19 protein-coding genes are annotated in these 21011 nt (G+C 67.1%); 9 read left to right on the forward strand and 10 right to left on the reverse strand.

Going from position 1 to position 21011, the window contains the following annotated elements; genetic code table 11:
* Positions 1 to 20 precede the first annotated feature (20 nt).
* A complete protein-coding gene (locus ACQKIE_RS11600; RefSeq protein WP_427459162.1) occupies positions 21 to 2504 on the reverse strand; it encodes an ABC transporter permease in 2484 nt (827 codons plus the stop codon).
* A complete protein-coding gene (locus ACQKIE_RS11605; protein ID WP_427459164.1) occupies positions 2501 to 3187 on the reverse strand; it encodes an ABC transporter ATP-binding protein in 687 nt (228 codons plus the stop codon). Before ACQKIE_RS11605 ends, ACQKIE_RS11600 begins: the two co-directional genes overlap by 4 nt.
* Between ACQKIE_RS11605 and ACQKIE_RS11610 the strand changes: the two genes are divergently transcribed.
* The 3 genes from ACQKIE_RS11610 (at position 3186) to ACQKIE_RS11620 (ending at position 5662) form a co-directional block, all read left to right on the forward strand.
* A complete protein-coding gene (locus ACQKIE_RS11610; RefSeq protein ID WP_427459166.1) occupies positions 3186 to 3797 on the forward strand; it encodes an arylesterase in 612 nt (203 codons plus the stop codon). The genes ACQKIE_RS11605 and ACQKIE_RS11610 overlap by 2 nt on opposite strands.
* A gap of 117 nt (positions 3798 to 3914) precedes the next feature.
* Positions 3915 to 4643, forward strand: coding sequence for a response regulator transcription factor (locus tag ACQKIE_RS11615; RefSeq protein WP_029213612.1), 729 nt, complete (start codon positions 3915 to 3917; stop codon positions 4641 to 4643).
* A 26-nt stretch (positions 4644 to 4669) separates the two neighbouring features.
* Positions 4670 to 5662 (forward strand): sensor histidine kinase, encoded by a 993-nt coding sequence (locus ACQKIE_RS11620; protein WP_427459169.1) that lies wholly within the window; start codon positions 4670 to 4672, stop codon positions 5660 to 5662.
* An 8-nt stretch (positions 5663 to 5670) separates the two neighbouring features.
* On the opposite strand, the gene ACQKIE_RS11625 is transcribed toward ACQKIE_RS11620, so the two are convergent.
* The 5 genes from ACQKIE_RS11625 to ACQKIE_RS11645 are packed head-to-tail and all read right to left on the reverse strand — an operon-like array spanning position 5671 to position 10769.
* Positions 5671 to 6138, reverse strand: a complete 468-nt coding sequence (locus tag ACQKIE_RS11625; RefSeq protein ID WP_427459171.1) for a TlpA family protein disulfide reductase — start codon at positions 6136 to 6138, stop codon at positions 5671 to 5673.
* A complete protein-coding gene (locus tag ACQKIE_RS11630; RefSeq protein WP_427459173.1) occupies positions 6138 to 7316 on the reverse strand; it encodes a sialidase family protein in 1179 nt (392 codons plus the stop codon). Before ACQKIE_RS11630 ends, ACQKIE_RS11625 begins: the two co-directional genes overlap by 1 nt.
* 2 nt (positions 7317 to 7318) lie before the next feature.
* Positions 7319 to 7900 (reverse strand): response regulator transcription factor, encoded by a 582-nt coding sequence (locus ACQKIE_RS11635; protein WP_427459175.1) that lies wholly within the window; start codon positions 7898 to 7900, stop codon positions 7319 to 7321.
* On the reverse strand, positions 7897 to 9192 hold the full coding sequence (locus tag ACQKIE_RS11640; RefSeq protein ID WP_427459177.1) for an ATP-binding protein: 1296 nt from the start codon (positions 9190 to 9192) through the stop codon (positions 7897 to 7899). Before ACQKIE_RS11640 ends, ACQKIE_RS11635 begins: the two co-directional genes overlap by 4 nt.
* 41 nt (positions 9193 to 9233) lie before the next feature.
* Positions 9234 to 10769 (reverse strand): peptide MFS transporter, encoded by a 1536-nt coding sequence (locus ACQKIE_RS11645; RefSeq protein ID WP_427459179.1) that lies wholly within the window; start codon positions 10767 to 10769, stop codon positions 9234 to 9236.
* A 299-nt stretch (positions 10770 to 11068) separates the two neighbouring features.
* On the opposite strand from ACQKIE_RS11645, the gene ACQKIE_RS11650 reads away from it, so the two are divergent.
* From ACQKIE_RS11650 to ACQKIE_RS11665, 4 genes are all read left to right on the forward strand, one after another.
* Positions 11069 to 11440, forward strand: coding sequence for a diacylglycerol kinase (locus ACQKIE_RS11650; RefSeq protein WP_427459362.1), 372 nt, complete (start codon positions 11069 to 11071; stop codon positions 11438 to 11440).
* A 68-nt stretch (positions 11441 to 11508) separates the two neighbouring features.
* The gene (locus ACQKIE_RS11655) at positions 11509 to 12132 is read left to right on the forward strand and encodes a LemA family protein (protein WP_427459181.1); all 624 of its coding nucleotides are present in this window, start codon (positions 11509 to 11511) and stop codon (positions 12130 to 12132) included.
* The gene (locus tag ACQKIE_RS11660) at positions 12132 to 13025 is read left to right on the forward strand and encodes a TPM domain-containing protein (RefSeq protein WP_427459183.1); all 894 of its coding nucleotides are present in this window, start codon (positions 12132 to 12134) and stop codon (positions 13023 to 13025) included. Before ACQKIE_RS11655 ends, ACQKIE_RS11660 begins: the two co-directional genes overlap by 1 nt.
* The gene (locus tag ACQKIE_RS11665; protein ID WP_427459185.1) at positions 13025 to 13525 is read left to right on the forward strand and encodes a TPM domain-containing protein; all 501 of its coding nucleotides are present in this window, start codon (positions 13025 to 13027) and stop codon (positions 13523 to 13525) included. Before ACQKIE_RS11660 ends, ACQKIE_RS11665 begins: the two co-directional genes overlap by 1 nt.
* 4 nt (positions 13526 to 13529) lie before the next feature.
* Here the strand turns inward: ACQKIE_RS11665 and ACQKIE_RS11670 are convergent, their stop codons facing one another.
* A complete protein-coding gene (locus ACQKIE_RS11670) occupies positions 13530 to 16451 on the reverse strand; it encodes a TonB-dependent receptor plug domain-containing protein (RefSeq protein ID WP_427459187.1) in 2922 nt (973 codons plus the stop codon).
* A gap of 148 nt (positions 16452 to 16599) precedes the next feature.
* Positions 16600 to 18573 carry an alpha/beta hydrolase family protein gene (locus tag ACQKIE_RS11675; protein ID WP_427459189.1) on the reverse strand — a complete coding sequence of 658 codons (1974 nt, stop codon included), beginning with the start codon at positions 18571 to 18573 and terminating at the stop codon, positions 16600 to 16602.
* A gap of 151 nt (positions 18574 to 18724) precedes the next feature.
* On the opposite strand from ACQKIE_RS11675, the gene lgt reads away from it, so the two are divergent.
* Entirely contained in the window at positions 18725 to 19552 is an 828-nt protein-coding gene (gene lgt / locus ACQKIE_RS11680; RefSeq protein WP_427459191.1) for a prolipoprotein diacylglyceryl transferase, read from the forward strand.
* Positions 19553 to 19566: 14 nt separating this feature from the next.
* Complete coding sequence (locus ACQKIE_RS11685) at positions 19567 to 20361, forward strand: thymidylate synthase (protein ID WP_427459193.1); 795 nt, start codon at positions 19567 to 19569, stop codon at positions 20359 to 20361.
* 78 nt (positions 20362 to 20439) lie between these two features.
* Here ACQKIE_RS11685 and ACQKIE_RS11690 read toward each other — a convergent pair whose 3' ends face one another.
* Complete coding sequence (locus tag ACQKIE_RS11690; protein WP_427459195.1) at positions 20440 to 20997, reverse strand: DUF4142 domain-containing protein; 558 nt, start codon at positions 20995 to 20997, stop codon at positions 20440 to 20442.
* Positions 20998 to 21011 lie beyond the last annotated feature (14 nt).

Here is a 21011-nt window from a genome sequence, read left to right on the forward strand (position 1 = left end):
CGATTCCCTTGTACGTTTCCTCATCCTTCCCGCAACAATGCCATCGGCGAGGTTCGCACCACCTTCCGCGTGCCGAACAGGCCGATCGCCATCACGACGAGCGCGGCAAGCGCCGCGGCGCCAATGAGCGGCCAAATCGGTGGCACGAAATGTTCGATGCGAAATACCGCATTGCCCAGCCACAGTCCCGCGCCTGTCGCCCCGAGCGCGGCGGTCAGGCCCGCAACCAGACCGAGCAAGGCGAATTCGCATGCTGCCGCCGCGCGCAGTTGCGCGCGCGTCGCGCCGAGCGTGCGCAGGAGCGCCGCCTCCTTGCGCCGCTCCTGCGCGCTGGCCGCGAGCGCCGCGGCGAGCACGAGCGCGCCGGCGAGGAGGCTGAAGCCGAGCACCCAGCGCACGGCGCCGCCCACGCGGTCCACGATCTCGCGCACGCGGTCGAGCAGCGCGTCGACGTCGATCAGGCTCAGGTTGCCGAAGTCGCGGGACACCTTCGCCAGTTGGTCGGCATGGCCGCGCGGCAGGTAAAAGCTCGTAAGCCAGGTATGCGGCAGGCTATCCGCGTGCGCGGGGTCGAGCATGAGGAAGAAGTTCACGCGGAACGAACTCCAGTCGACCTTGCGGACGCTGCTCACCTTCGCGTCGAGCGTGCCTTCGCCGACTTCGAAGCTGAGCGTGTCGCCGATCTTCAACTGGTAGCGGTCGCGCCATGAGGTGTCGACGGACACTTCCGCCTGAGCAGGCGCTGGCCCAGCCCACGTGCCTTGCACGACTTCGTTCGACGGTGGCAATTCAGCGGCCCATGACAAGCGTAGCTGACGGTCCGCCGAGTCCTTCGCGTCCTCGTTGGTAAAGGCTATGCTGTCGATCGGCTTCCCGTTGATCGCGGTGAGCTTGCCGACAGCAAGCGGCATCATGTTCGTGCGTGTCGCCCCCATGCCCTCCAACGCATGCGTGAAGGCGTCGCGCTGGTCGTCCTGCAAGTTGAGCGCGAACCAGTTGGGCGTGTCGACGGGAAGCTCGCGGCGCCAGCCTTCCAGCAGCGACGGTGCGATCACCGCGAGCAGCAGGAGGGCGCAAAGCCCCAGCGAGAGCGCCGTCGCCTGCACGAGCGAGAGGCCACGCCGGCGGGCCAGTGCCGCGAGACCGAGGCGCAGGGCAGGGTGCGCACCGGGCGCCACGCGTCGCGCGATCACCAGCAGCAGCGCCGAGAGGAGCGCCGCCACGACCGCCACACCGGCGAGCGTCGCGGCCAGGATGCCGGCCAGTTTCGCCGAGTCGCTCTGCACCCAGACAAGCAGCACCGCGGTTACCAGTGGCACGAGGTAGAGCACGTCGAAGCGGCGCACGCGGCGCTGCATCGATTCGCGGAATACCGCCACCGGCGGCACTTCGGCCAGACGCACCAACGGCGGCAGTGCGAAACCGGCGAGCACCGCCAGGCCCATCGCCGCGGCCGCGAACGCGGGTCCGAGCGGAAGGGTGGTGGGGATGTTGTCGAACAGCTGGCGGGCGAAGTACCACGCGCCTTGGGCAAGGCCGAGCGCGATCGCCATGCCGAGCGCTGCGGCCGGCAACGCGAGCGCCGCCAGCGTCGTCACGAGCAGCGCGGCCACGCGTCGCCTCGGCGTGCCCAGGGCGCGCAGCAGGGCGACCTCGCCGGCCTTGCGGCGCGCATAGCGCGCCGAGGCGAGCGCGATGGCGACGCCGGCGAGCAGGGCCGAAAGCAGTGCGGTCAGGCGCAGGAACGCGCTGGCGCGGTCGAACGCCGTGCGCATGCGCTCCTGCATCTTTTCCGGAGTGATGAGATCGGCGCCCGCGGGCAAGGCGCTTCCTTCGACGCGAGCCCGCCATGCCGCGACGGCGGCCGGCGGACCGGAGACAAGCAGGCGATGCCGCGCGCGGCTGCCCACCGAGAGCAGGCCCGCATCGCTGGCATCGTCCAGGTTCATCAGCGCGCGCGGCGCGAGTGCGAAGAGTTCGCCGCCGTCGGGCTGGCGCAGGAGTTCGGCGGCGACGGTGAGGTCGCGACCGCCGACCTGGATGGTCTGCCCCGCACGTATCCCGAGACCGACCATGGCGCGATGGTCGAGGAAGACCTGGCCGCGCGCGGGGCCGTGCGCGACGCGATCGCGCCCGTCCGCTCCGCGGACCTCCAGCGTGCCGCGCAGGGGATAGGCACCGTCGGTGGCGAGCACGTCGAGCAACTGGCTGCGTTCGCCCACGAAGGCCACGCTGCGGAATGCGGCACCGCGCGTCGCGGCGAGTCCGTCGGTCTGGGCAGAGCGCAGCATTGGTTCCGGCAAGGGCGCCGGCGCGGAGACGCCGAGGTCGCCGCCGATCAATTCGGCGGCGCTGGCGAGGATGCCGCGCTCGATGCGGGTGGACAGGGTGGCGACGACACCGAGCGCAATGACCGCCAGCACCAGCGACGCCGCCAGGGTGCGCAGTTCGACCAGGTGCCACTCGCGCCGGAGCGTGCGCAGGGCGAGCCGGAGGACGTTCACGCCGGCACCCCGAGCCGGCCTTCGTGCAGCTCCGCCGAGCGCGCGCAACGCGCCGCCAGACGGGCGTCGTGGGTGACGAGGATCAGGGTGGTGGCGTGTTGCTGGTTCATCTCGAAGAGCAGGTCGCCGACGTGCTCGCCGGTGTGCTGGTCGAGATTGCCCGTGGGTTCGTCGGCGAAGAGGATGCGGGGGCGGTGCACGAAGGCACGGGCCAACGCCACACGCTGCTGCTCACCGCCCGAAAGCTGGGCCGGATAGTGCCGGCGGCGGGCACCGAGGCCGACCGAATCGAGCGCCGCGTGGGCGCGCTCGCGCGCCGTGTCGTCGCCCTCCAGTTCCAGCGGAAGCATGACGTTCTCTTCGGCGGTCAGCGCCGGCAGGAGGTGGAAGGACTGGAAGACGAAACCGACGAGGCGGCGCCGGATGGCCGCGCGGGCCTCTTCGTCCATGCCCTCGAGCCCCTGGCCATCGAGGCGGATGGCTCCCGAGGTGGGAACGTCGAGCCCGGCCAGCAGTCCGAGGAGGGTCGTCTTCCCGGAACCGGAAGCGCCCACGATGGCGAAGCTTTCCCCGGCCGCGACCTGGAGGTTCACCCCCGAGAGGATGTCCAGCCGGCCCTCCGGACCGAAAACCGACTTGCTAACATCCGCCACTTCGAGAAGAACACGGGAAGAATCGCTCATGCGTCGTTGCCTGGTCCTGTTGCTGTTCGTCTGGTGCGCCATCGCCTCCGCGGCGGATGGGCCGCGCAAGGTGCTGGTGCTCGGGGACTCGTTGTCGGCGGCGCACAACATTCCGGTGGAGGCCGGCTGGGTGCGTTTGCTGGACGCGCGCACCTCGAAGATGGCGACGCCATGGGCGATGGTCAATGCCAGCATCAGCGGCGAGACGTCCCTGAGTGGCCGCAACCGCCTCCCCGGCCTGCTGGCGAAGCAGCGCCCCGGCGTGGTCGTCATCGAACTCGGGGCGAACGACGGGCTGCAGGGCCTGCCGTTGGGCCAACTGGCCGAGAACCTCGACGCGATGATCGGCGCGGCGACGAAGGCCGGCGCGAAGGTGCTGTTGCTGGGCATCGAGCTCCCGGTGAACTACGGCCCGCAGTACCGCGACGGCTTGCGCAAGGTGTACGCCGACGCGGCACGGAAGCACGGGGCGGCGCTCGTGCCTTTCCTGTTGGAAGGAGTGGCCCTGGACCCGTCCCTGATGCAGGACGACGGCCTGCATCCGAAAGCTTCGGGTGAGCCTCGCGTGGCGGAGAACGTGTGGAAAGCGCTTAGTCCGATGCTGCGTTAGACGACGCTGTCTCGACGTTCTCGTCCGCACAATGAATCTTGTTTTCGGTCTTCACGTTGCTCTCACCGGCCCGGCCGTTAACTCTTCACATTTGTGAATCACCAGAGGAGTGGAGCGATGAGCACACGCGACGAACAGGCGGGACTGATCCTTCTCGTAGAGGACAACCGCCAGATCGCCGAGATGGTCGGCGAGTTCCTGGAACGCCGGGGCTATTCGGTGGACTATGCCGCCGATGGCGTCAGCGGCCTGCACCTCGCCGTTTCGAACAGCTATGACGTGATCGTCCTCGACCTCATGCTGCCGGGCATGGACGGACTGGACGTGTGCCGCAAGCTCCGCAAGGACGGCAAGAAGTCCACGCCGGTGCTCATGCTCACCGCGCGGGACACCCTGGAAGACAAGCTGGTCGGCCTGGAAGCCGGTGCCGATGACTACCTCGTCAAGCCGTTCGAGGTGCGCGAGCTCGAAGCTCGCCTGCGCGCGCTGATCCGCCGCGACCGCCGCCAGGTGTCCTCCGAGGTTCTCAACGTGGGTGACATGACCCTCGACACGGCCACGCTGCGCCTCACGCGCGGCGGCCAGGAACTCACGGTGTCGCCGATCGGACTGAAGCTGCTGGCGATCCTCATGCGCGAGTCGCCGCGGGTGGTCAGCCGGCGCGATATCGAGCGCGAAATCTGGGGCGATACGCTGCCCGATTCGGACACCTTGCGCTCTCACCTGTACAACCTGCGTCGCGTGATCGACAAGCCGTTCGATCGTCCGCTGCTGCATACCATCCATTCCGCCGGTTATCGTCTGGCGGACCTCGATTCCGAAGTCGCCGCGTCGCAGACGGCATGAGGCAGGAGTCGCACCGGGTCTGATCGATGGAAGGCAGTTCAACGCAGGACAGTCGGCGTCGTCGCGGATCCTTCCGCGTGCGTGTCGCCGTGGTCTTCGCACTACAGACGGTCGTCATGATCACCGCCTCGTTGATGGCGGCGAACAACGTGGCGCCGTTGGGTGCGGCCATCGCCATCATGCTGTGCTCTGGCGGGCTGGCGTGGATCGCCGTGTCCCGGGAGTGGCTCCCGGTGGCCGCGCTCGCGCGCCTGCTGGACGACTGGGATCCCGAGCGTCCCGACATGGCCGGACTGGATCGCGAGAGCGGGAAACGTTCGGATAACGATGTGTCCGCCTTGATCCGCGGCCTGCACGGATTGGCCAGCCGTATCGAAGGCTACGGCGAGCGCGAACGCAATTTCACCCGCGATGCGAGCCACGAATTGCGCAGTCCGCTGACGGTCATCAAGATGTCCTCGGACATGCTGGCCGACGAGACCGATCTGTCGGACGTCGGCTACCGGTCGCTGGAACGCATCCGCCGGTCCACTCGCGAGCTCGAAGCGTTGGTTGAGGCCTTCCTCATCCTGTCGCGCGAGTCGGACCAGGGTCTGGCCGAGGAAGACTTCGTGGTGAACACGGTGCTTCGCCAGGAAGTGGACTATGCGCGCGAACTGATCGCGGGACGGCCGGTGGAACTGGTGCTGGACGAGCCGGCGAGCTTCGCCTTGCACGCGTCCCCGCGCGTATTCGCCGTGCTCTGCGGGCAGCTCATCCGCCATGCCCTGCAGCAGACGGACCAGGGGACCATTGTCGTCACGGTGATGCCGGGCAGCGTCAGCGTGATCAATCCCGCATTGGATACACCCGAGGCGGGCAGTCGCCGTCACGCGGCCGTCGACCGCCATGGCTTCGACCTCGCGATTGCGCGGCGGCTATCGGATCGTTTCGAGTGGCCCCTGGAACTGCGCTCCCTCCCGGGCGCGAATCGCATCGCGAGCGTGCGCTTCCCGCACCCGCAACCCGTCGAAGCCTGAGGCTCGCCTCAGTTCAGCAGCTTCGCGATGCGCTCGGCGGTTAGTGCGCCGCTGAAGGCTCGGCGGGTGCCGTCGGCCTTGATCACCATCGTCCGCGGCGTCTCGCCGCCCCATGCGGGATCGACGAGGAAATTCAGCCGGTCCGGCGTCGCATCGGCATAGGCGCGGGAAGGAACGGTGTCCAGCTTGGCCGCCTTCAGGCGCGCTTCCAGCGCGCCGGCCTGATCGACGGGATCCGTGGCGACGAAGACGAGTTCGATGTCGGCATGCGCGCGCTGGTAAGCGAGGAGGGCGGAAAGGTTCTCCTCGCAATACGCGCAATCCAGCGACCAGATCGCGATCAGCTTGACGCCCTTCGCGGGCGGCGCGACCAGGCTCGGGACATCGCCCGCGGTAAGGGCCACCGGCGCGGTGGCGGCGGCCGGCAAGGCCACCATCGCCAGGAGCGTCGCGAGGGTGAAGGTGAGACAGCGCATCACAGCGCCTCCGTCGGCACGAGGCGGAACTGTCCGCCGGGATTCCAGGCGACGAAAGCGCGGTGACGCCACAGCACGAGTTTCGGCCAGCCGGACGCGCCGTCGGTATGCGCGATGGCTCGCGGTTCGAGGAACGTGCTGCCGCCGTCCGTCGATTCGCGCAGCATGAGGTCCAGTCCCTTGGCCGAGACCTGGTGGTAGGCGATCCAGACATGCTTGCCGTCCACGGCAAGATCGGCGTGCGCCGCTCCGGCGCCCGCAACCGACGCGAGATGCGCCGGCTCGTGCCCCGGCTGGAGTTGGCCGTACCAGATCGTCGCCTTGCCGTCGGCGGCACTGAACCAGACGGCATGTCGGGTACCCTCGCCATCGATGGCCAGACCGGGGCCATGGTGCGGGCACCCCTCGATGTGCCACTGGGTGAACGTGGCCCGCTCGACCGTCGGCGATCCGCCACCGACGGGGAGCGTGGCGAAGGCATGGTCGCGGATGTTGTCGCCGTAGATCGCGCGGAAGAACGCATCGATGCGCCCGTCCGGCGCCCGGGCCAGCGCAATGCGGCAGCACTCGCAGCTTTCGTCGATGATCTTGCGCTCCGGCGCAAAGGTCGCCCCGCGGTCGGTCGACCAGCTGTAGTAGGTGGCTGCACCGAGATACGCCTTACCCGCCGCCTTCGCGGCTTCGACGTCGCGCTTGTCGATCCACGCGACGATCACGTTGCCCTTTCCGTCCACGGCGAGGGAATCGAAGCGATGGGTGATCTCCGCGCGGTCGGTATGTACCGTTTTCGGCGGATCGAAGTGCGTGCCGCCGTCGAGCGAGCGCGAGAAGCGGACGAAGCCGGTCCAGGGCAGCTTGCGCGGTTGCGACCAGCTCACATACAGCTCGCCCTTCGTTCCCAGGGCGATCTTCGGGCGGTTCTCACCCTCGGCGTACAGCGGCTCGCCGACGGGGTTGACGATGGTGGACGTGGCGAAGCTGCGGCCCATGTCATCGGAGCGCCGGGCGCGAACGTGTTGGCCCACGGTGTCGACAACCCACAGTCGCCCCGCCGTATCGATGGTTGCGTCGAAGCCCAGCGGCGCTTCGTGGCCCATCGCCATGCCGGCCATGTCGTCATGGGCCTGGGCGACGAGCGTGGTGACGAGGAGCGAAACGAAAACGAGTAGCCGGCGCATGGTCAATGGTCTTCCGGACGTTCGCGAACCGGGTGCTTGCTCAGCTTGCGTTGCAAGGTCCGGCGATGCATGCCCAGTCGGCGCGCGGTTTCGGAGATGTTGCCTTCGCACTCGGTGAGCACGCGCTGGATGTGTTCCCACTCCAGGCGGCGCAGCGGCAGGGGCGCATCCGGTGCGTCGATCAGGTCGTCCGCATCGGCCGGTCCGCTGTCGCCGTCGAGTAGCGCACGGACCACGGCATCCGCATCGACGGGCTTGGCAAGGTAGTCGTGCGCGCCGCGTTTGATCGCCTCCACCGCCGTCGCAATGGAGGCATAGCCCGTGAGCAGCAGCACGCGCATGTCAGGGACCAGCGCCTGCAACTCGGGAATCAGGCGCAGGCCGTTCTCGTCGCCGAGCTTGAGGTCGAGCACGCAGTAGCGGGGTTGGTGCCGCCGGGCAAGCGCGCGCGCGTCGTCGGCGTTCCCGCTGCTGATGACCTCGAAGCCGCGGGACGTCAGGGCCCGGCCGAGCACGCGGGCGAACGTGGCATCGTCGTCGACGATCAGCAGGGGACGGCCCGAGGGCGGAACGAGTTCGTTCATGCGTGGTCTCCAATGACCCGAAGGGGCAGGCGCAGGCGCATCTGTGCACCGTGCCCGGTGTTGCTTGCGGCGAGTTCGCCGTCCAGTCGCTCGGCCGTGGCTTCCGCCAGCGCCAGTCCAAGGCCGAGGCCGGTCGCCTTCTGTGACAGGCCCAGCGTGCCGAGCTCGTCGAATTCGTCGAAGCCGGGGCCCTGGTCGGTGACGATCAGCTCGAGCCAGCGGTCGACGATGCCGATGCGCAGGTCCACGGCCGCGCTTTCGTTGAGGGCGGATGCCTCGGCGGCGTTGTTCAACAGGTTGATGAGGGCGTGGCGCAGACCCGGCGGCGAGCGCAGCGCGATACGCCCCGCGCCGGGTTCGAGCGTGAGCGTCACGTCCGCTTCCGGCCGGAGCAACTGGAAGCGCTCCAGGCACACGTGCAGGAATTCGTCCAGGGTGAGTCGTTCCGGCACCTGCGAGAGCTGCGCCTGGCCGAAGGCCACCATCTCGCGCAGGATCGTGCGGCAGCGTTCCACCTGGCCATCGAGCAGGTCCAGGTCCTCGCCCAGCGCGTTGTCGGTGGCGTGCTCTCGGCGGATCTCCGGCAGGAGCGTGCGCATGGTCGAAAGCGGGGTGTTCAGTTCGTGCGCGGCACCGGCCGCCTGGGTGGCGATGGCCAGGATGCCCTCGTCGCGCAGCGCACGCTCGCGCACCCGTTGCACCTCGCCCTGCTGGGTGCGGATGGCCTTGGCCAGGTTGCTGATGAAGACGCCGAGGAGGATCGCCATGATGACGAAGTTGACGCCCATGCCCGCGACGTAGAGGTCAAAATCCAGTCCCTTGTCGCCCAACGTCGGCAGGGGGAGGTGGTAGGGCACCAGCAGCACGTAGGCGACGCCGGTGAGGATCGCCACGAGCGACACCCCGGCGATGGACAGCGCCGCGGCCGACAGCGCGATGGGCACCAGGAGCAGGGTCACGAAGGGGTTCGCGGCCCCACCGGTGAAGTAGAGCAGGTAACCGAGGACGAGGGTGTCCGCGGCGATGTGCACGATGGCCTCGCCTTCGCCGACCTTCCACGGCATGCCCAGGCGGAACGATGCGGCGGCGGCGAACACGGCCAGCACGCACACGCCAAGCATCAGCGGCAGGAGCGGGATGTCGAGCTTCAGCAGCGTGACGCAGGAGAGGATCGCCACGCTCTGCCCGGCGATCGCGCAGAGACGCAGCCAGGCGAGCGTGCGCGCGAGGGCGAAGGGACCGGAGCGGGACGATGGCGTATGCAGGTTGTCGCTCACGGTGGGTCTCTTCATGGCGCAAGGCCGGCGCGCCCAGGCGCCGGCCTTACGTCAGGTCACAGGTCTTCGTTGTGCACGGGCGGGATCGGCGGAAGCATGGAAAGTGCGTGGTTGGCCGACAGCTTCTTCATCAGAGGAAGCATCGCGACGGCGATGATCGTGCAGCCCACGCCCACGAAGCCAAGCTTGTTGAACAGGCTCGTGTAGATCTGCAGCGACTGCAGCGGATCGGTGATGTTGTCCGGGATGGCGGCGTAATTGGCGACCACGCTGCCCATGTATTGGGCCACGCCCGAGGCGACGTAGTAGGCACCCATCATGAAGCCGCCCATGCGCGCAGGCACGTAGCGGGCGATCATCGCGAGGCCGAGGCCGCTGACCAGCACTTCGCCCAGGGAGTAGAGGCCGTAACCCCACACCATGTACCAGGACGAGATCGCGCCATTCACCGCGGTGGTGGCACCCAGGCCGTACATGAAGAAGCCGGCGGCCACCGCCGCGAAGCCCAGCGCGAACTTGGCGGCGACCGGGAAGTCCTTGCCGTGCTTGCCGAGCGAGTTGTAGATCCAGACGAGGATCGGCGACAGGATCACGATCCAGATGGCGTTGAGCGACTGGAACTGCTCGGGGATCCAGCGAAAGATCTCGAAGCCGAAGACACCGAAGGAAAGATCGACGTTGCGCTGGGCGAACAGGTTCAGCGAGGTCGACATCTGCTGGTAGAAGATGAAGAAGAAGATCGTCTGGATCGTGAGCACCAGCGCGGCGATGAGGCCGGCGCGCTCGCCGGGTTCGCTGGAGCGGATCAGGTGGACGAAGATGCCCAGGATGACGATTCCCGCCGCGTAGACGCAAAGCTGGGCCACGCTCTGGTTCTGCAGGATGTACGCGGACACCGCGATGATCAGGATGCCGCTGGCGACTACGCCCAGGATGTTTTTCAGTCGCGGCGGATGGTTGTCCGGTTCGGAGCCGATGTGCGCGAGCGTGCGGCGCATGAAGTAGTAATTGACCAGGCCGAAGATAAGGCCGATCGAGCAAACGCCGAAGGCGGTATGCCAGCCGAGTGCGTCGCTGTAGTGCTCGCCGACGTAGTCACGGATCCAGGGCGTGAGCAGCATCGAGATCGTCGAGCCGATGTTCACCGCCATGTAGTAGATGGTGAACGCGCTGTCGATGCGGACTTCGTCGCCCTCGTAGATCTTGCGGACCAGGTTGCCGGCGTTGGGCTTGAACAGACCGTTGCCGAGGATGATCACGCCGAGCGCGACATAGAGGAAATAGGCGTTGTTCGTCGGGATCCAGAGCAGCGCGTAGCCCATCATCAGGACCACGGCGCCGCTGAGCATGGTGCGGCGCGAACCGAGGAATTTGTCGCCGATCCAGCCGCCGATGGCGGGAGTGGCGTAGATGAGCGCCGAGGCCGCGCCCCAGACGAGGTTGGCGTCGACGTCGGCGAAGCCGAGCTTCTTCACCATGTAGGTGACCATCAGCACCTGCATGCCGTAGAAGCCGAAGCGCTCCCACATTTCGATGAGGAAGACCGTGCTGAAGGACTTGGTCTGTGAGATCGGCGGGTTCTGGATTGCCATGTATTTTCCGGTCGCGTTGGAAACAGCGAGAGGACCGGTGGCCCTGCTCCCGTCGCCGTGACCCTGAACGGAGTCACAACCGTTCAAGCGTAATACAAATGGTCCGCCGGGTTGTGCTGCGGCGCCAGAGGGGCGCGGCGATACGCCACGGGCGCGCGTCCCTAAGCCGGAGCCAAGGCCCGCTGTGGCATGATACCGGGCCTTTCCCGACGTCCCGATACCGCCCCGATGCCGCAGTGCAACCCATACACCTACCGCCGCACCGCCGGTTCGCTTCCGACCCGGGCGGCCTGAGCGACATGGCGACGACGGAGCGGCGCGGACCGCGGCAGATCTACGCGGCCTTCCAGTGGTCCATGCAAGGCCTGAAGGCCTGTTTCCGGCATGAGGCATCGTTCCGCCTCGAGGTATTCCTCGCCGTCGTGGTCGTCCCCCTCGGGCTATGGTTGGGGCAGGGCGCCGTCGAGAAGATCGTCCTGATCACCTTCCCGGTACTGGTCCTCTCGGCGGAACTGCTGAATTCGGCCATCGAGGCCGTGGTGGACAAGGTGAGTCCCGAGTTCCATGAACTCGCGGGCCGGGCCAAGGACATGGGCTCCGCCGCCGTGTTCCTGCTGCTGGTGATGGTCATGGTCAGCTGGGGGCTGATCCTGGTGCCACGGTTCCTGTAGGAGCCAGTCATCCGCGGTCGGCGCCTTTAGGGTAAGTTGTTGCGGCATATCCCAAGGAACCCGCCGCCATGAAGACACTCGTCCGCGCTTTCGCTCTCGTCCTTTTCGCCGCCTTTCTTTCCGGCTGCGGGTATAACGCCATCCAGCGCGAGGACGAGGGGGTCAAGGCCGCCTGGTCCGAAGTGCTCAACCAGTACCAGCGCCGCGCCGACCTGGTGCCCAACCTCGTCAACACCGTGAAGGGCTATGCCCAGCACGAAGAGCGCGTGCTTACCGAAGTGACCAACGCCCGTGCCAAGGTCGGCCAGACGCAGATCACGCCGGAAGTGCTCAACGACCCCGAGGCACTGGCCAAATTCCAGGCCGCCCAGGGGCAGCTGACCAGCGCGCTGTCGCGACTCATGGTGGTCAGTGAGAACTACCCGCAGCTGAAGGCGGACGGGTCCTTCCGGGACCTCCAGGCCCAGCTCGAAGGCACGGAAAACCGCATCACCGTGGCGCGTAACCGCTACGTCGCATCCGTCCAGAGCTACAACACGCTGATCCGCTCGTTTCCGAATAACCTCACCGCGAAGATCATGGGCTACAAGGTGAAGCCCAACTTCAGCGTCGAGAACGAGAAGGCGATCTCCACCGCGCCGACCGTCGACTTCGGTTCCACCCCGGCCCCGGCTTCCACGGCCGGCCGCTGATGCACCGGTTCGCGGCAGCCCTGCTGCTCGCCGTCGCCTTGCTCGTGCCGCCGCTGGCGGCACGAGCCGACGTGGACGTGCCGAAACTGGCGCGCCACGTCACGGATCTGACGGGTACGCTTTCCGCCCAACAGGTCACCCAGCTGGATGCGCGTCTGGTCGACCTGGAAAAAGCCAAAGGCGCGCAGGTCGTGGTGCTGATGGTACCCACGACCCAGCCCGACGACCTCGAGGACTATTCCCTCCAGGTGGCGGAAAAGAACAAGGTAGGCAGGGAAGGGCCGGATGACGGCGTGCTGCTCCTGCTCGCAAAGGACGACCGGCGCGTGCGCATCGAGGTCGGCTATGGCCTCGAGGGCGCGCTGCCGGACGCCATCGCCTCGCGGATCATTCGCGAGTACATGGCGCCCAAGCTGCGCGCCAACGACTACTACGGCGGTATCACCGAGGCGCTCAATGCGATCACGCAGATCGTGCAGGGCGAGGCCTTGCCCGCACCGGTAGCTCCTGACGACAGCCACGAGGGCCGCCGCGGCGGAGGCGGGCACCTCCTGGTGCCGCTGATCTTCGGCGCGATTTTCCTGCGCGGCATCCTCGGCCGCGCACCCCTCGGCCTGCGCATGCCCTTGGGCGGCGCGGTAGCCGGCGGTCTCGGCTGGCTGTTCCTGCATTCGCTCCTGGGCGGCGTGCTCGGCCTCGTCGCCGGCGCCTTGTTCATGGCGATTCCCCTCGGCGCGGGTCGCTCGATCGGCGGCGGTGGCTGGGGTGGCTTCGGCGGCTGGGGCGGCGGTGGCGGCTTCGGTGGCGGCGGTTTCGGAGGCGGCGGTGGAGGCGGCGGCTTCAGCGGAGGCGGCGGCAGTTTCGGTGGTGGCGGCGCGTCGGGGAGTTGGTAATGGACTTTGGACGAATCACGACGAACCTCTTCGCCGGCTGGTTCCAGATGGGCAGGCAGTTCCCGCCCGCGACGCTCGACGCCATCGCGAAGACGGTGTCGGAAGGCGAGGGCAGGCACCGCGGCGAGCTGCGCGTGGCCATCGAATCACGGCTGCCGTTCGCGGCGGTGGCGGCCAACGTGACGGCCCGGGACCGCGCGGCGATGCTGTTCTCGCACCTCCGCGTCTGGGATACCGACGAAAACTGCGGCGTACTGCTTTACGTGTTGCTCGCGGAACACCGCATCGAGATCGTGGCCGATCGCGGCATCGCGAAGGTCGTCGCGCCCGCGGAGTGGGAAGCCATCACGGCGCACATGCGCGACCAGTTCGCGCAGGGACGTTTCCGAGAGGCGGTGGAGACGGGCGTGGCGGAAGCGGGCGCGCTGCTCGCGCGGCACTTCCCCGGCAACGGCGACCCACGCAAGAACGAACTACCGGATCGTCCGCTGGTGCTCTGACCAATCAAAACCGCTGCTGGTAGCCGACGTAGTAGTAGCGGTCGATGTCGAAAGCCGGGTTATACGGCGGGCTGCCGTTGCCCGCGCTGGAGACGTTGTAGTACAGCGGCCCCTGGCGGCCGAAGACGTTGTTCACGCCGAGACGGAAACTGCCGTTCCACGGCGACTGCCAGCGCACCTGCAAGTCGTGGAAGGCGACGCCGCCCTTGCGGCTGACGCCGGTCACGCCTGAAAGCGCATTCACTTCGTCGGGCCGGTTGCATTCGATGTCCGTGGACCAGCAGGAATCCTTCAACCCGGAAAAATAGCGGGTGGTCCATGTCGCGCCGAAACGGCGCCACGACCAGTCCAGCGAGAGGTTCGAGCGGACGCGGTAGAGGCCCTGCGTGCCATTCATGTAGCCGGCGAGATGACGCGGCGCCGCGCCGGGGGCGCTGACCTGTGTGTAATCCTTCAGGTAGGTGCTGTCGGAGATAAGGGTGAATTCGCCATACCGCGTTTCGGGAAAGCGGTAGTGCAGGCCGACGTCGTAGCCCTCGGTGCGCAGCGAACCCAGGTTGGCGAGGCTTTCGTCCAGCGCGGCGATGCGACCGTCCGATCCGCGGACGAAGCGGCCGCACCAGGTGGGATCGTTGCGGACGTAGCAGAAATTGAGGATGTCGCCCGCGAGGATCGGCGTGATGATGTCGCTGATGTCGACCTTGTAATAGTCGAGCGTGACGTCGAGGCCGTCGATGAAGTACGGGCTGTACACGAGCCCCGCCGTCCGCGTGATGGACGACTCAGGCTTCAGTGCGGGATTGGCGCCGGTGCGGAACGCGGCCGGATTCTGTCCGCCGGTGGCCGAACCGATGGTGGCGCCGGACTGATCGACCTGCCGGTAATTCGCCGGCACGCCCGCGGCGGCGCAACGCGCCCGCACGGCAGGATCGCTTGCGGCCGCGCCGAACGCGCTGTCGCAGGGATCGAGGAAGCTCTCGAAGCTTTCGGCGGAGCCGGCGTAAAGGTCGGCCACGGTCGGCGCCCGGAATCCTTCGGCATACGTCGCGCGCAGCAGGAGATCGTCGAAAGGTTTCCAGCGGAGACTGTACTTGTTGTTGGTGCGCCCGCCGAACGCCGTGTAGTGCGAATAGCGGGTGGACGCGTTGATGGCGAGCTCCCGTGCCAGCGGCAGTTCCGCGAGCAGGGGCACGTCGAACTCCAGGTACGCCTCGTTGGCGATGTAGCCGCCGTCGGTGGGATCGCTCGCGAGTTGCGTGGTGAGGCCGGCGGAGTCCGCGGGATCGGGGAGGTAGCGGCCGTGTTCGTTGCGGTGTTCGATGCCGCCGGCGGCGCGGAGGGTGCCCGCGGGCAGGTCCAGGAGGCCGCCTGTCAGGTTCGCGATGACGTCGTTCGTACGCGTCACCTGGCGCGCGGTGGTGGTGGAGCCGACATAGCGCCACACGGTGTCGGGTGTGCCGCCGGGACCGGCAAGGATGTTCCAGGGCACGCAGCCCGCGGCGCGGTCGGCGGCATCGGCGCAGGCCGTCTGGCCGTCGATCACCGTCGTCGGTCCCAGCGCCTTCCGGGCATTGACCAGGTTTATGTTGCCGCTGGCCGTCCGGCTGGCGCGCGTCTCCGAGTACGCGTAGGTGACATCCCAGTTCCACGTATGGCCGGCCCAGGGGAAGGTTCCCTCGGCACCCGCGTCCACGTGCAGTGCCTTGCTCTTGGCCCAGGTGACGCGCGGCATCTCGGTGGTCCGCCGGAAGAAGGATGTTTCGTCACCGGGGAAAGGATTGAAGGCGTTGGCGGGATCGATGAACAGACCATCGGCGCGTCCCGAACCGCTCTGCAGGGGATAGCCGGCGGCCTGGCTGCGCGTATCGCGCACGGCATAGCTGGCCATGCCGCGCAGGGCGATGTCATCGGTCAGGTTGTATCGCCCGGTGCCGAACAGGTTGCGCAGCTTCGTGCCGGCGCGGAACGTCATGTCCCGCGCGGTCGAGTACTTGTCGTCGTTGCTGTCGACGTCGTACGGATGAAAACTGGCGAGGTTGGCGGTATCGCCGACGACACCGCCGGGATGGTTGACCACGTATTGATTGGGAACCCAGATGCCACCGGGCGCATAGGCGCCGGCACCCGGTGTGCCCGGCGCGCGCGGGTCGACGACGCCGCCGTACGGGCCCATGCCGAATCCGGCATCGGGGTGACGGGGTCCATACGCGGCGCGGGTCAGCGAACGCTTGCTGTCGCGTATCGCGTTCCCGTCCTCGTAGCCGGCACCGAGGATGATCGACGCCCTCTGGCTGCTCTTGCCCCAGGTGAACGTGCCGTTCTTCTGCGCGCCGTCGCCATGGCCGTTCACGCCGTAGAGGACATCGGCGGACGCGCCCTCGAAGCGGTCGGTCGTGATGATGTTGACCACGCCGCCGATCGCATCCGAGCCGTAGATGGATGACGCGCCGTCCTTCAGCACTTCGATCCGCTCGACGATCGAGACCGGAATCGTGGACAGGTCGGTGAGTCCGCCCAGGCTGGTGCTCCAGCGGCGGCCGTCGACCAGCACCAGGGTGCGTACCGCGCCGAGGTTACGCAGGTTGGCGTAACGTCCGCCGGCGTCGTTGCTCGAGGAGAGGGTGTCTTGCGGCGTCACCTCCGGCGTCGCTGCCGAAGGCATGCGTGCGACGATATCGCCCAGGTCGGTGAGGCCGGTGGCACGGATCGCCTGCCGGTCCATCGTAAAGACCGGCTGTGCCGTTTCCACGTCCGTGCCGCGGATGCGCGAACCGGTGACGGTCACGTTCACCGGCGCGAGCATCTCGGCGCTGGGTGCCGTCTGTTGCGCGTGGACCGCGGCGCCGGGCAGGGCCGCCATGAGCGCGGTCGCCAGCGCCACGCGTCGCCGCGCGACGTGGCGCTTCTGCCCCGAACTGACGTGCATACCCTGAAGCCTCCCAAGCCCCGCCATACCCCACCCGGGCGCGACGATCACGCGACCATAACGCCTGTACCCGAGAGGCGCAACCACCGCGAATCCGGGGTGTATCCGGGGAAGCGCGCTTCCCACACGGGGTGTCGGCGATCCCGCCCTACGGGGCGGCGGAAGCCGATGCCTTTCCCTCGCCGATGTGCTTGTCGAGGAAGGCCTGCAGCCGGTTCAGGAATTCCTCGATGTTCTCCGGCTTGACGAAACCATGCCGCTCATCCGGCTTCGTCAGCGTCTCGTACGGCTTGTGCGCCGCGTCGAGCGCGGCGCGCATGGCCTTGAACTGGGCGAAGGGCGCACGCTGGTCGTCCTCGCCGTGGATCAGGAAGACGGGCACGTCGATCTTGTCTGCCAGCCGGTCGGGCGAATTGGCGGCCAGGTCGGCGTCGTTCTTGCCGATCACGGTGGTCAGGTAGCTGCGGCCGCTCTTGCGATCCTTGATGTCGCCCTTGTTGTACATCATGTCGAGGTCGTAAATGCCGTCGTAACCGACCGCGCACTTGAACATGCCAGGCGCGCGGATGGTGGTCATCATGGCGGAGTAGCCGCCGAAGCTTGCACCGAAGACGCATATCCGGCTGGCATCGGCGTAGTGCTCCGCGATCGCCCACTTCACGCCGTCGATGAGGTCTTCCTGGATGCGCGTGCCCCACTTGAGGTAGCCGGACCTCTCGAAGTCGCTGCCGCGCCCGCCGGAACCGCGGAAGTTCACTTGCAGCACGAGGTACCCGCGGTTGGCCAGGAACTGGGCGTCGGCGTCGTAGAACCAGTTGTCGGAGATACCGTGCGGGCCGCCATGCGGCACGAGCACCATCGGGAGGTTGGCCTCCGGTTTTCCTTTGGGGAAGGTGAGGATGGCTTCGAGTTCCTGCCCGTCACTCGCCTTGAAGCGCAGCGGCCGCCGCTCGGACAATTTCGAAGGGTCGAGCCAGGGTACGGCGTCGAACAGTTTCGAGACCTTGTAGGTCTTGGTGTCGATCAACATATAGCGACCTGGCTCGCGGTCGCCGGCCACCTTGAACATCAACTGACTTCCGTCTTCGCTGAAATCCACGAAGCTGACGAAATCGCCGGGGAATTTCTGCGACAGCGCCATGTGCAGTTTCGAGATGGGCGCCTGCAGGTCGATGTAGGTTGCCTTGGGTATGCCCGTGGCGGATACCGTGCCGAAGGGCCGCAGCGGCGCGGGCGTCCAAAGCCCCGAGGCATGGACCTCGCTGAAGTCGTCCTTGCGGATCACCTTGAGGTTGCCGCCGTCCTCGTCCTGCTCGACGAACTCGCCGCCGGTCCCGTTCGGGCTGAAGCTGGCGTAGATGCGGTTACTGCCCGCCACCGCGGCGATCGGAAGGAACGACTGGCGTTCCCTGTTCTCGGCGAGCTTGTTCCACCCGTTCCCTTCGCGATGGAACACCACCCACTTGTAGTCGTCGTCGGTACCGAAGGCGAAGCGGGCGTTACCCTGGGGATCGATCATGAAGCTCATGCCGCCGAGGCCTATGTCGGCCATCAGCCTGCGAGCGCTCGTCTTCGCGTCCACGTCGTAGAGCGTGCTCTTGTCCTGGGCGTTCCAGTCAATGGCGCGCATGTAGAAGTGGCCGTTGCTCTGCACCGGCGTGCCCTCGATGGTGCCCCAGCCGCGATCGAGGGCGCGCGTGGCGGCGCGTTTGCCATAGCCTTCGAAACCGTAGAGGTAATCGGGATTCTTGCCGTCCACGTCGATGGCCATCAGCTCGCCGGTATACCGAGCCTGTCCGATCGAGCCGTCGATCTTGCCGCGGGCGACCACGAGACGCGTGGAGCTTGCCCAAACCATGTCCGCCGGCATTTCGTACGGCGGCATCTTGATCAGCGTCACCGGCTTGGTCATGTCGCCAACGCGGTAGATCGCCAGGCCATGGTTCTTCCCGTCCGGGTCGTGATAGGCCATCGACACATACTGCCCGTCGGGTGACAGGCGCGGACCGGTCAGGGGCATCCGCCGGGCGAAATCGGCGACGGGTATGAGATCGCCGGCCACGACGGCGGTCGAGGCAAGGCACAGCACGGCCAGCATGGGCCGCACGAAGCGGTAAGTCATGGATTCTCCCCTGTGGATCGATGGATCCTTTATCGCCGCCCCGAAGGACGGTCCCCGAGCGCCGATATAGCCGATCCGCGCGTCCGCCACAAGGCGACCTGCGTCATGGCGGACGGTACACTTGGCGCCTGCTCTCGATCCAGGCACCTGCATGGCCAGTCCTTTCGTCGTCGATATCGAACCCGTCGCGTTTTCCCTCGGCCCCGTCCAGGTGCACTGGTACGGGCTCATGTACCTGGGTGGCTTCCTCGGCGGGTGGGCGCTGGGCGAGTATCGCCGGCGCCAGGGCCGGTTGCCTGTCAGCACCGACCGCTTCGGCGACCTCATGTTCTACTCGATGATGGGCGCCGTCCTGGGTGGCCGCGTCGGGTACATGTTGTTCTATACGGCCATCGACTGGATCTGGACCGACCCGCTGGCGATCTTCCGCGTCTGGGACGGCGGCATGTCCTTCCACGGCGGGCTCCTGGGCGTCTTGGCCGCGGGCCTCTGGTGGTCGCGGCGCAACGGCGTGAAATTCTTCGACGCCGTCGATTTCGTCGCCCCCCTCGTGCCCCTCGGCCTGGGCCTTGGCCGCCTCGGCAACTTCATCAACGGCGAGCTGTGGGGCAAGCCGACCGACCTGCCCATCGGCATGATCTTCCCGCACGCACCCGACGCGCTCCCGCGACACCCGAACCCGCTTTACGAGTTCGCCCTGGAGGGCGTGGTGATGTTCGTGGTGCTATGGCTCTTCTCGATGAAGCCGCGCCCACGCTACGCCGTCTCCGGCATGTTCGCGCTGCTTTATGGGATGTTCCGCTTCGCGATCGAGTTCGTTCGCGTCCCGGACGCGCAGCTTGGCTACCTCGCCTTCGGCTGGGTCACGATGGGGCAGGTCCTGTCCCTGCCGCTGATCGCCGTCGGCATCCTCCTCCTGGCCATGTCGCGCCGCGCTCCGTACGCACCGGTCGCGCCGGTGGCGGCGACCGCCACCTGATATCGTCCCGTCCCATGCAGCCCTACCTCGACCTCCTCCGTCACGTCCTCGACCATGGCGCCGAAAAATCCGACCGCACCGGCACCGGCACGCGCAGCGTTTTCGGCTGGCAGATGCGCTACGACCTGGCGAAGGGATTCCCCCTCGTCACGACGAAGAAGCTGCACCTGAAGTCGATCGTCCACGAGCTCATCTGGTTCCTGCAGGGCGATACGAACATCGCGTACCTCAAGGAACACGGCGTCAGCATCTGGGACGAGTGGGCCGATGCGAACGGCGACCTGGGCCCGGTCTACGGCCGGCAATGGCGCGCCTGGCCGACGGCGGATGGCAAGGTCGTGGACCAGATCGCATGGGTGGTGGAGGAGATCAAGCGCAATCCGGATTCGCGCCGCCTGATCGTCTCGGCGTGGAACGTGGGCGAGCTGCCGCGAATGGCCTTGATGCCGTGCCACACGATGTTCCAGTTCTACGTGGCGAATGGCAAGCTTTCCTGTCAGCTTTACCAGCGTTCGGGCGACATATTCCTCGGTGTACCCTTCAATATCGCCAGCTACGCGCTGCTCACGCACATGATGGCCCAGGTCACGGGACTGGAGCCGGGCGACTTCGTGCACACGCTGGGCGACGCGCACCTGTATTCGAATCACGTGGAACAGGCGAGGAAACAGCTCGCACGCGAACCGCGTCCGCTGCCGAAGCTGGTGCTGAATCCGGAGGTCCGCTCGATCTTCGACTTCCGCTTCGAGGACGTCGCCATCGTGGACTACGATCCGCATCCCGCGATCAAGGCGCCGGTCGCGGTCTGAGCCGCGAAGCGGACCTCTCCGCATTCCCGTCCCAAGGCCTGCGCCGCGTCTGTGGCGGCGCAGGCCACGCGTCATCGATCAGTCGCTGGCCATCGACTTCGAGCCCGAGGCGCCGGGCAGCTTCTTCGCCATGTCGAGGTGCTCCTTCAGCGTCGGGAGCGTCTTCGTCGCGAAGGCCTTCAGTTCCGCGTCCTGACCGCTCTTCGATTCCTTGGTGAACAGCGCGACGGCCTTCTGGTGATCGGCGACCATCTTCTTCGCGAAAGCCTTGTCGAACTCGGCGCCCGACTTCTTGCTCATGGCCGATGCGGCCTCCTTGTCGGCGGCCATCGGCTCCGGCGAGACGGTCATGTTCTTGCCGCTGGCGATGCTCTTCAGTTCGTCGTTGGCGGCGGTGTGGTCCTTCACCATGCGCTCGCCGAAGGACTTCGTATCCGCGGAGCTACCCTGCGATGCGCCGAGTTGACCCAGTGCCACTTCGGCAAGGCCGGAGGCGCTGGCCTTCCGCACGAACGCGGCATCCGCGGAGGCGGCGACGTTGGACGACTCAGTGGACTGCTGCGCCACGGCGACGGCGGGCAGGGCGACGGCCGCGGCAAGGGCGGCAACGAGGAGGCGGCGGGGCATGCGGTTCATGGTGTGGCTCCGTG

It is taken from the genome of Luteibacter sp. NPDC031894 (genome assembly GCF_050273135.1).
Classification (GTDB): Bacteria; Pseudomonadota; Gammaproteobacteria; order Xanthomonadales; family Rhodanobacteraceae; genus Luteibacter.

What these genes read in the sequence shown, in the direction of transcription:
- ACQKIE_RS11610 (WP_427459166.1), top strand. Translation starts at nt 3,186, where the DNA reads ATGCGTCGTTGCCTGGTCCTGTTGCTGTTCGTCTGGTGCGCCATCGCC.
- ACQKIE_RS11605 (WP_427459164.1), bottom strand. Translation starts at nt 3,187, where the DNA reads ATGAGCGATTCTTCCCGTGTTCTTCTCGAAGTGGCGGATGTTAGCAAG.
- ACQKIE_RS11615 (WP_029213612.1), top strand. Translation starts at nt 3,915, where the DNA reads ATGAGCACACGCGACGAACAGGCGGGACTGATCCTTCTCGTAGAGGAC.
- ACQKIE_RS11620 (WP_427459169.1), top strand. Translation starts at nt 4,670, where the DNA reads ATGGAAGGCAGTTCAACGCAGGACAGTCGGCGTCGTCGCGGATCCTTC.
- ACQKIE_RS11625 (WP_427459171.1), bottom strand. Translation starts at nt 6,138, where the DNA reads ATGCGCTGTCTCACCTTCACCCTCGCGACGCTCCTGGCGATGGTGGCC.
- ACQKIE_RS11630 (WP_427459173.1), bottom strand. Translation starts at nt 7,316, where the DNA reads ATGCGCCGGCTACTCGTTTTCGTTTCGCTCCTCGTCACCACGCTCGTC.
- ACQKIE_RS11635 (WP_427459175.1), bottom strand. Translation starts at nt 7,900, where the DNA reads ATGAACGAACTCGTTCCGCCCTCGGGCCGTCCCCTGCTGATCGTCGAC.
- ACQKIE_RS11640 (WP_427459177.1), bottom strand. Translation starts at nt 9,192, where the DNA reads ATGAAGAGACCCACCGTGAGCGACAACCTGCATACGCCATCGTCCCGC.
- ACQKIE_RS11645 (WP_427459179.1), bottom strand. Translation starts at nt 10,769, where the DNA reads ATGGCAATCCAGAACCCGCCGATCTCACAGACCAAGTCCTTCAGCACG.
- ACQKIE_RS11650 (WP_427459362.1), top strand. Translation starts at nt 11,069, where the DNA reads ATGGCGACGACGGAGCGGCGCGGACCGCGGCAGATCTACGCGGCCTTC.
- ACQKIE_RS11655 (WP_427459181.1), top strand. Translation starts at nt 11,509, where the DNA reads ATGAAGACACTCGTCCGCGCTTTCGCTCTCGTCCTTTTCGCCGCCTTT.
- ACQKIE_RS11660 (WP_427459183.1), top strand. Translation starts at nt 12,132, where the DNA reads ATGCACCGGTTCGCGGCAGCCCTGCTGCTCGCCGTCGCCTTGCTCGTG.
- ACQKIE_RS11665 (WP_427459185.1), top strand. Translation starts at nt 13,025, where the DNA reads ATGGACTTTGGACGAATCACGACGAACCTCTTCGCCGGCTGGTTCCAG.
- ACQKIE_RS11670 (WP_427459187.1), bottom strand. Translation starts at nt 16,451, where the DNA reads ATGCACGTCAGTTCGGGGCAGAAGCGCCACGTCGCGCGGCGACGCGTG.
- ACQKIE_RS11675 (WP_427459189.1), bottom strand. Translation starts at nt 18,573, where the DNA reads ATGACTTACCGCTTCGTGCGGCCCATGCTGGCCGTGCTGTGCCTTGCC.
- lgt (WP_427459191.1), top strand. Translation starts at nt 18,725, where the DNA reads ATGGCCAGTCCTTTCGTCGTCGATATCGAACCCGTCGCGTTTTCCCTC.
- ACQKIE_RS11685 (WP_427459193.1), top strand. Translation starts at nt 19,567, where the DNA reads ATGCAGCCCTACCTCGACCTCCTCCGTCACGTCCTCGACCATGGCGCC.
- ACQKIE_RS11690 (WP_427459195.1), bottom strand. Translation starts at nt 20,997, where the DNA reads ATGAACCGCATGCCCCGCCGCCTCCTCGTTGCCGCCCTTGCCGCGGCC.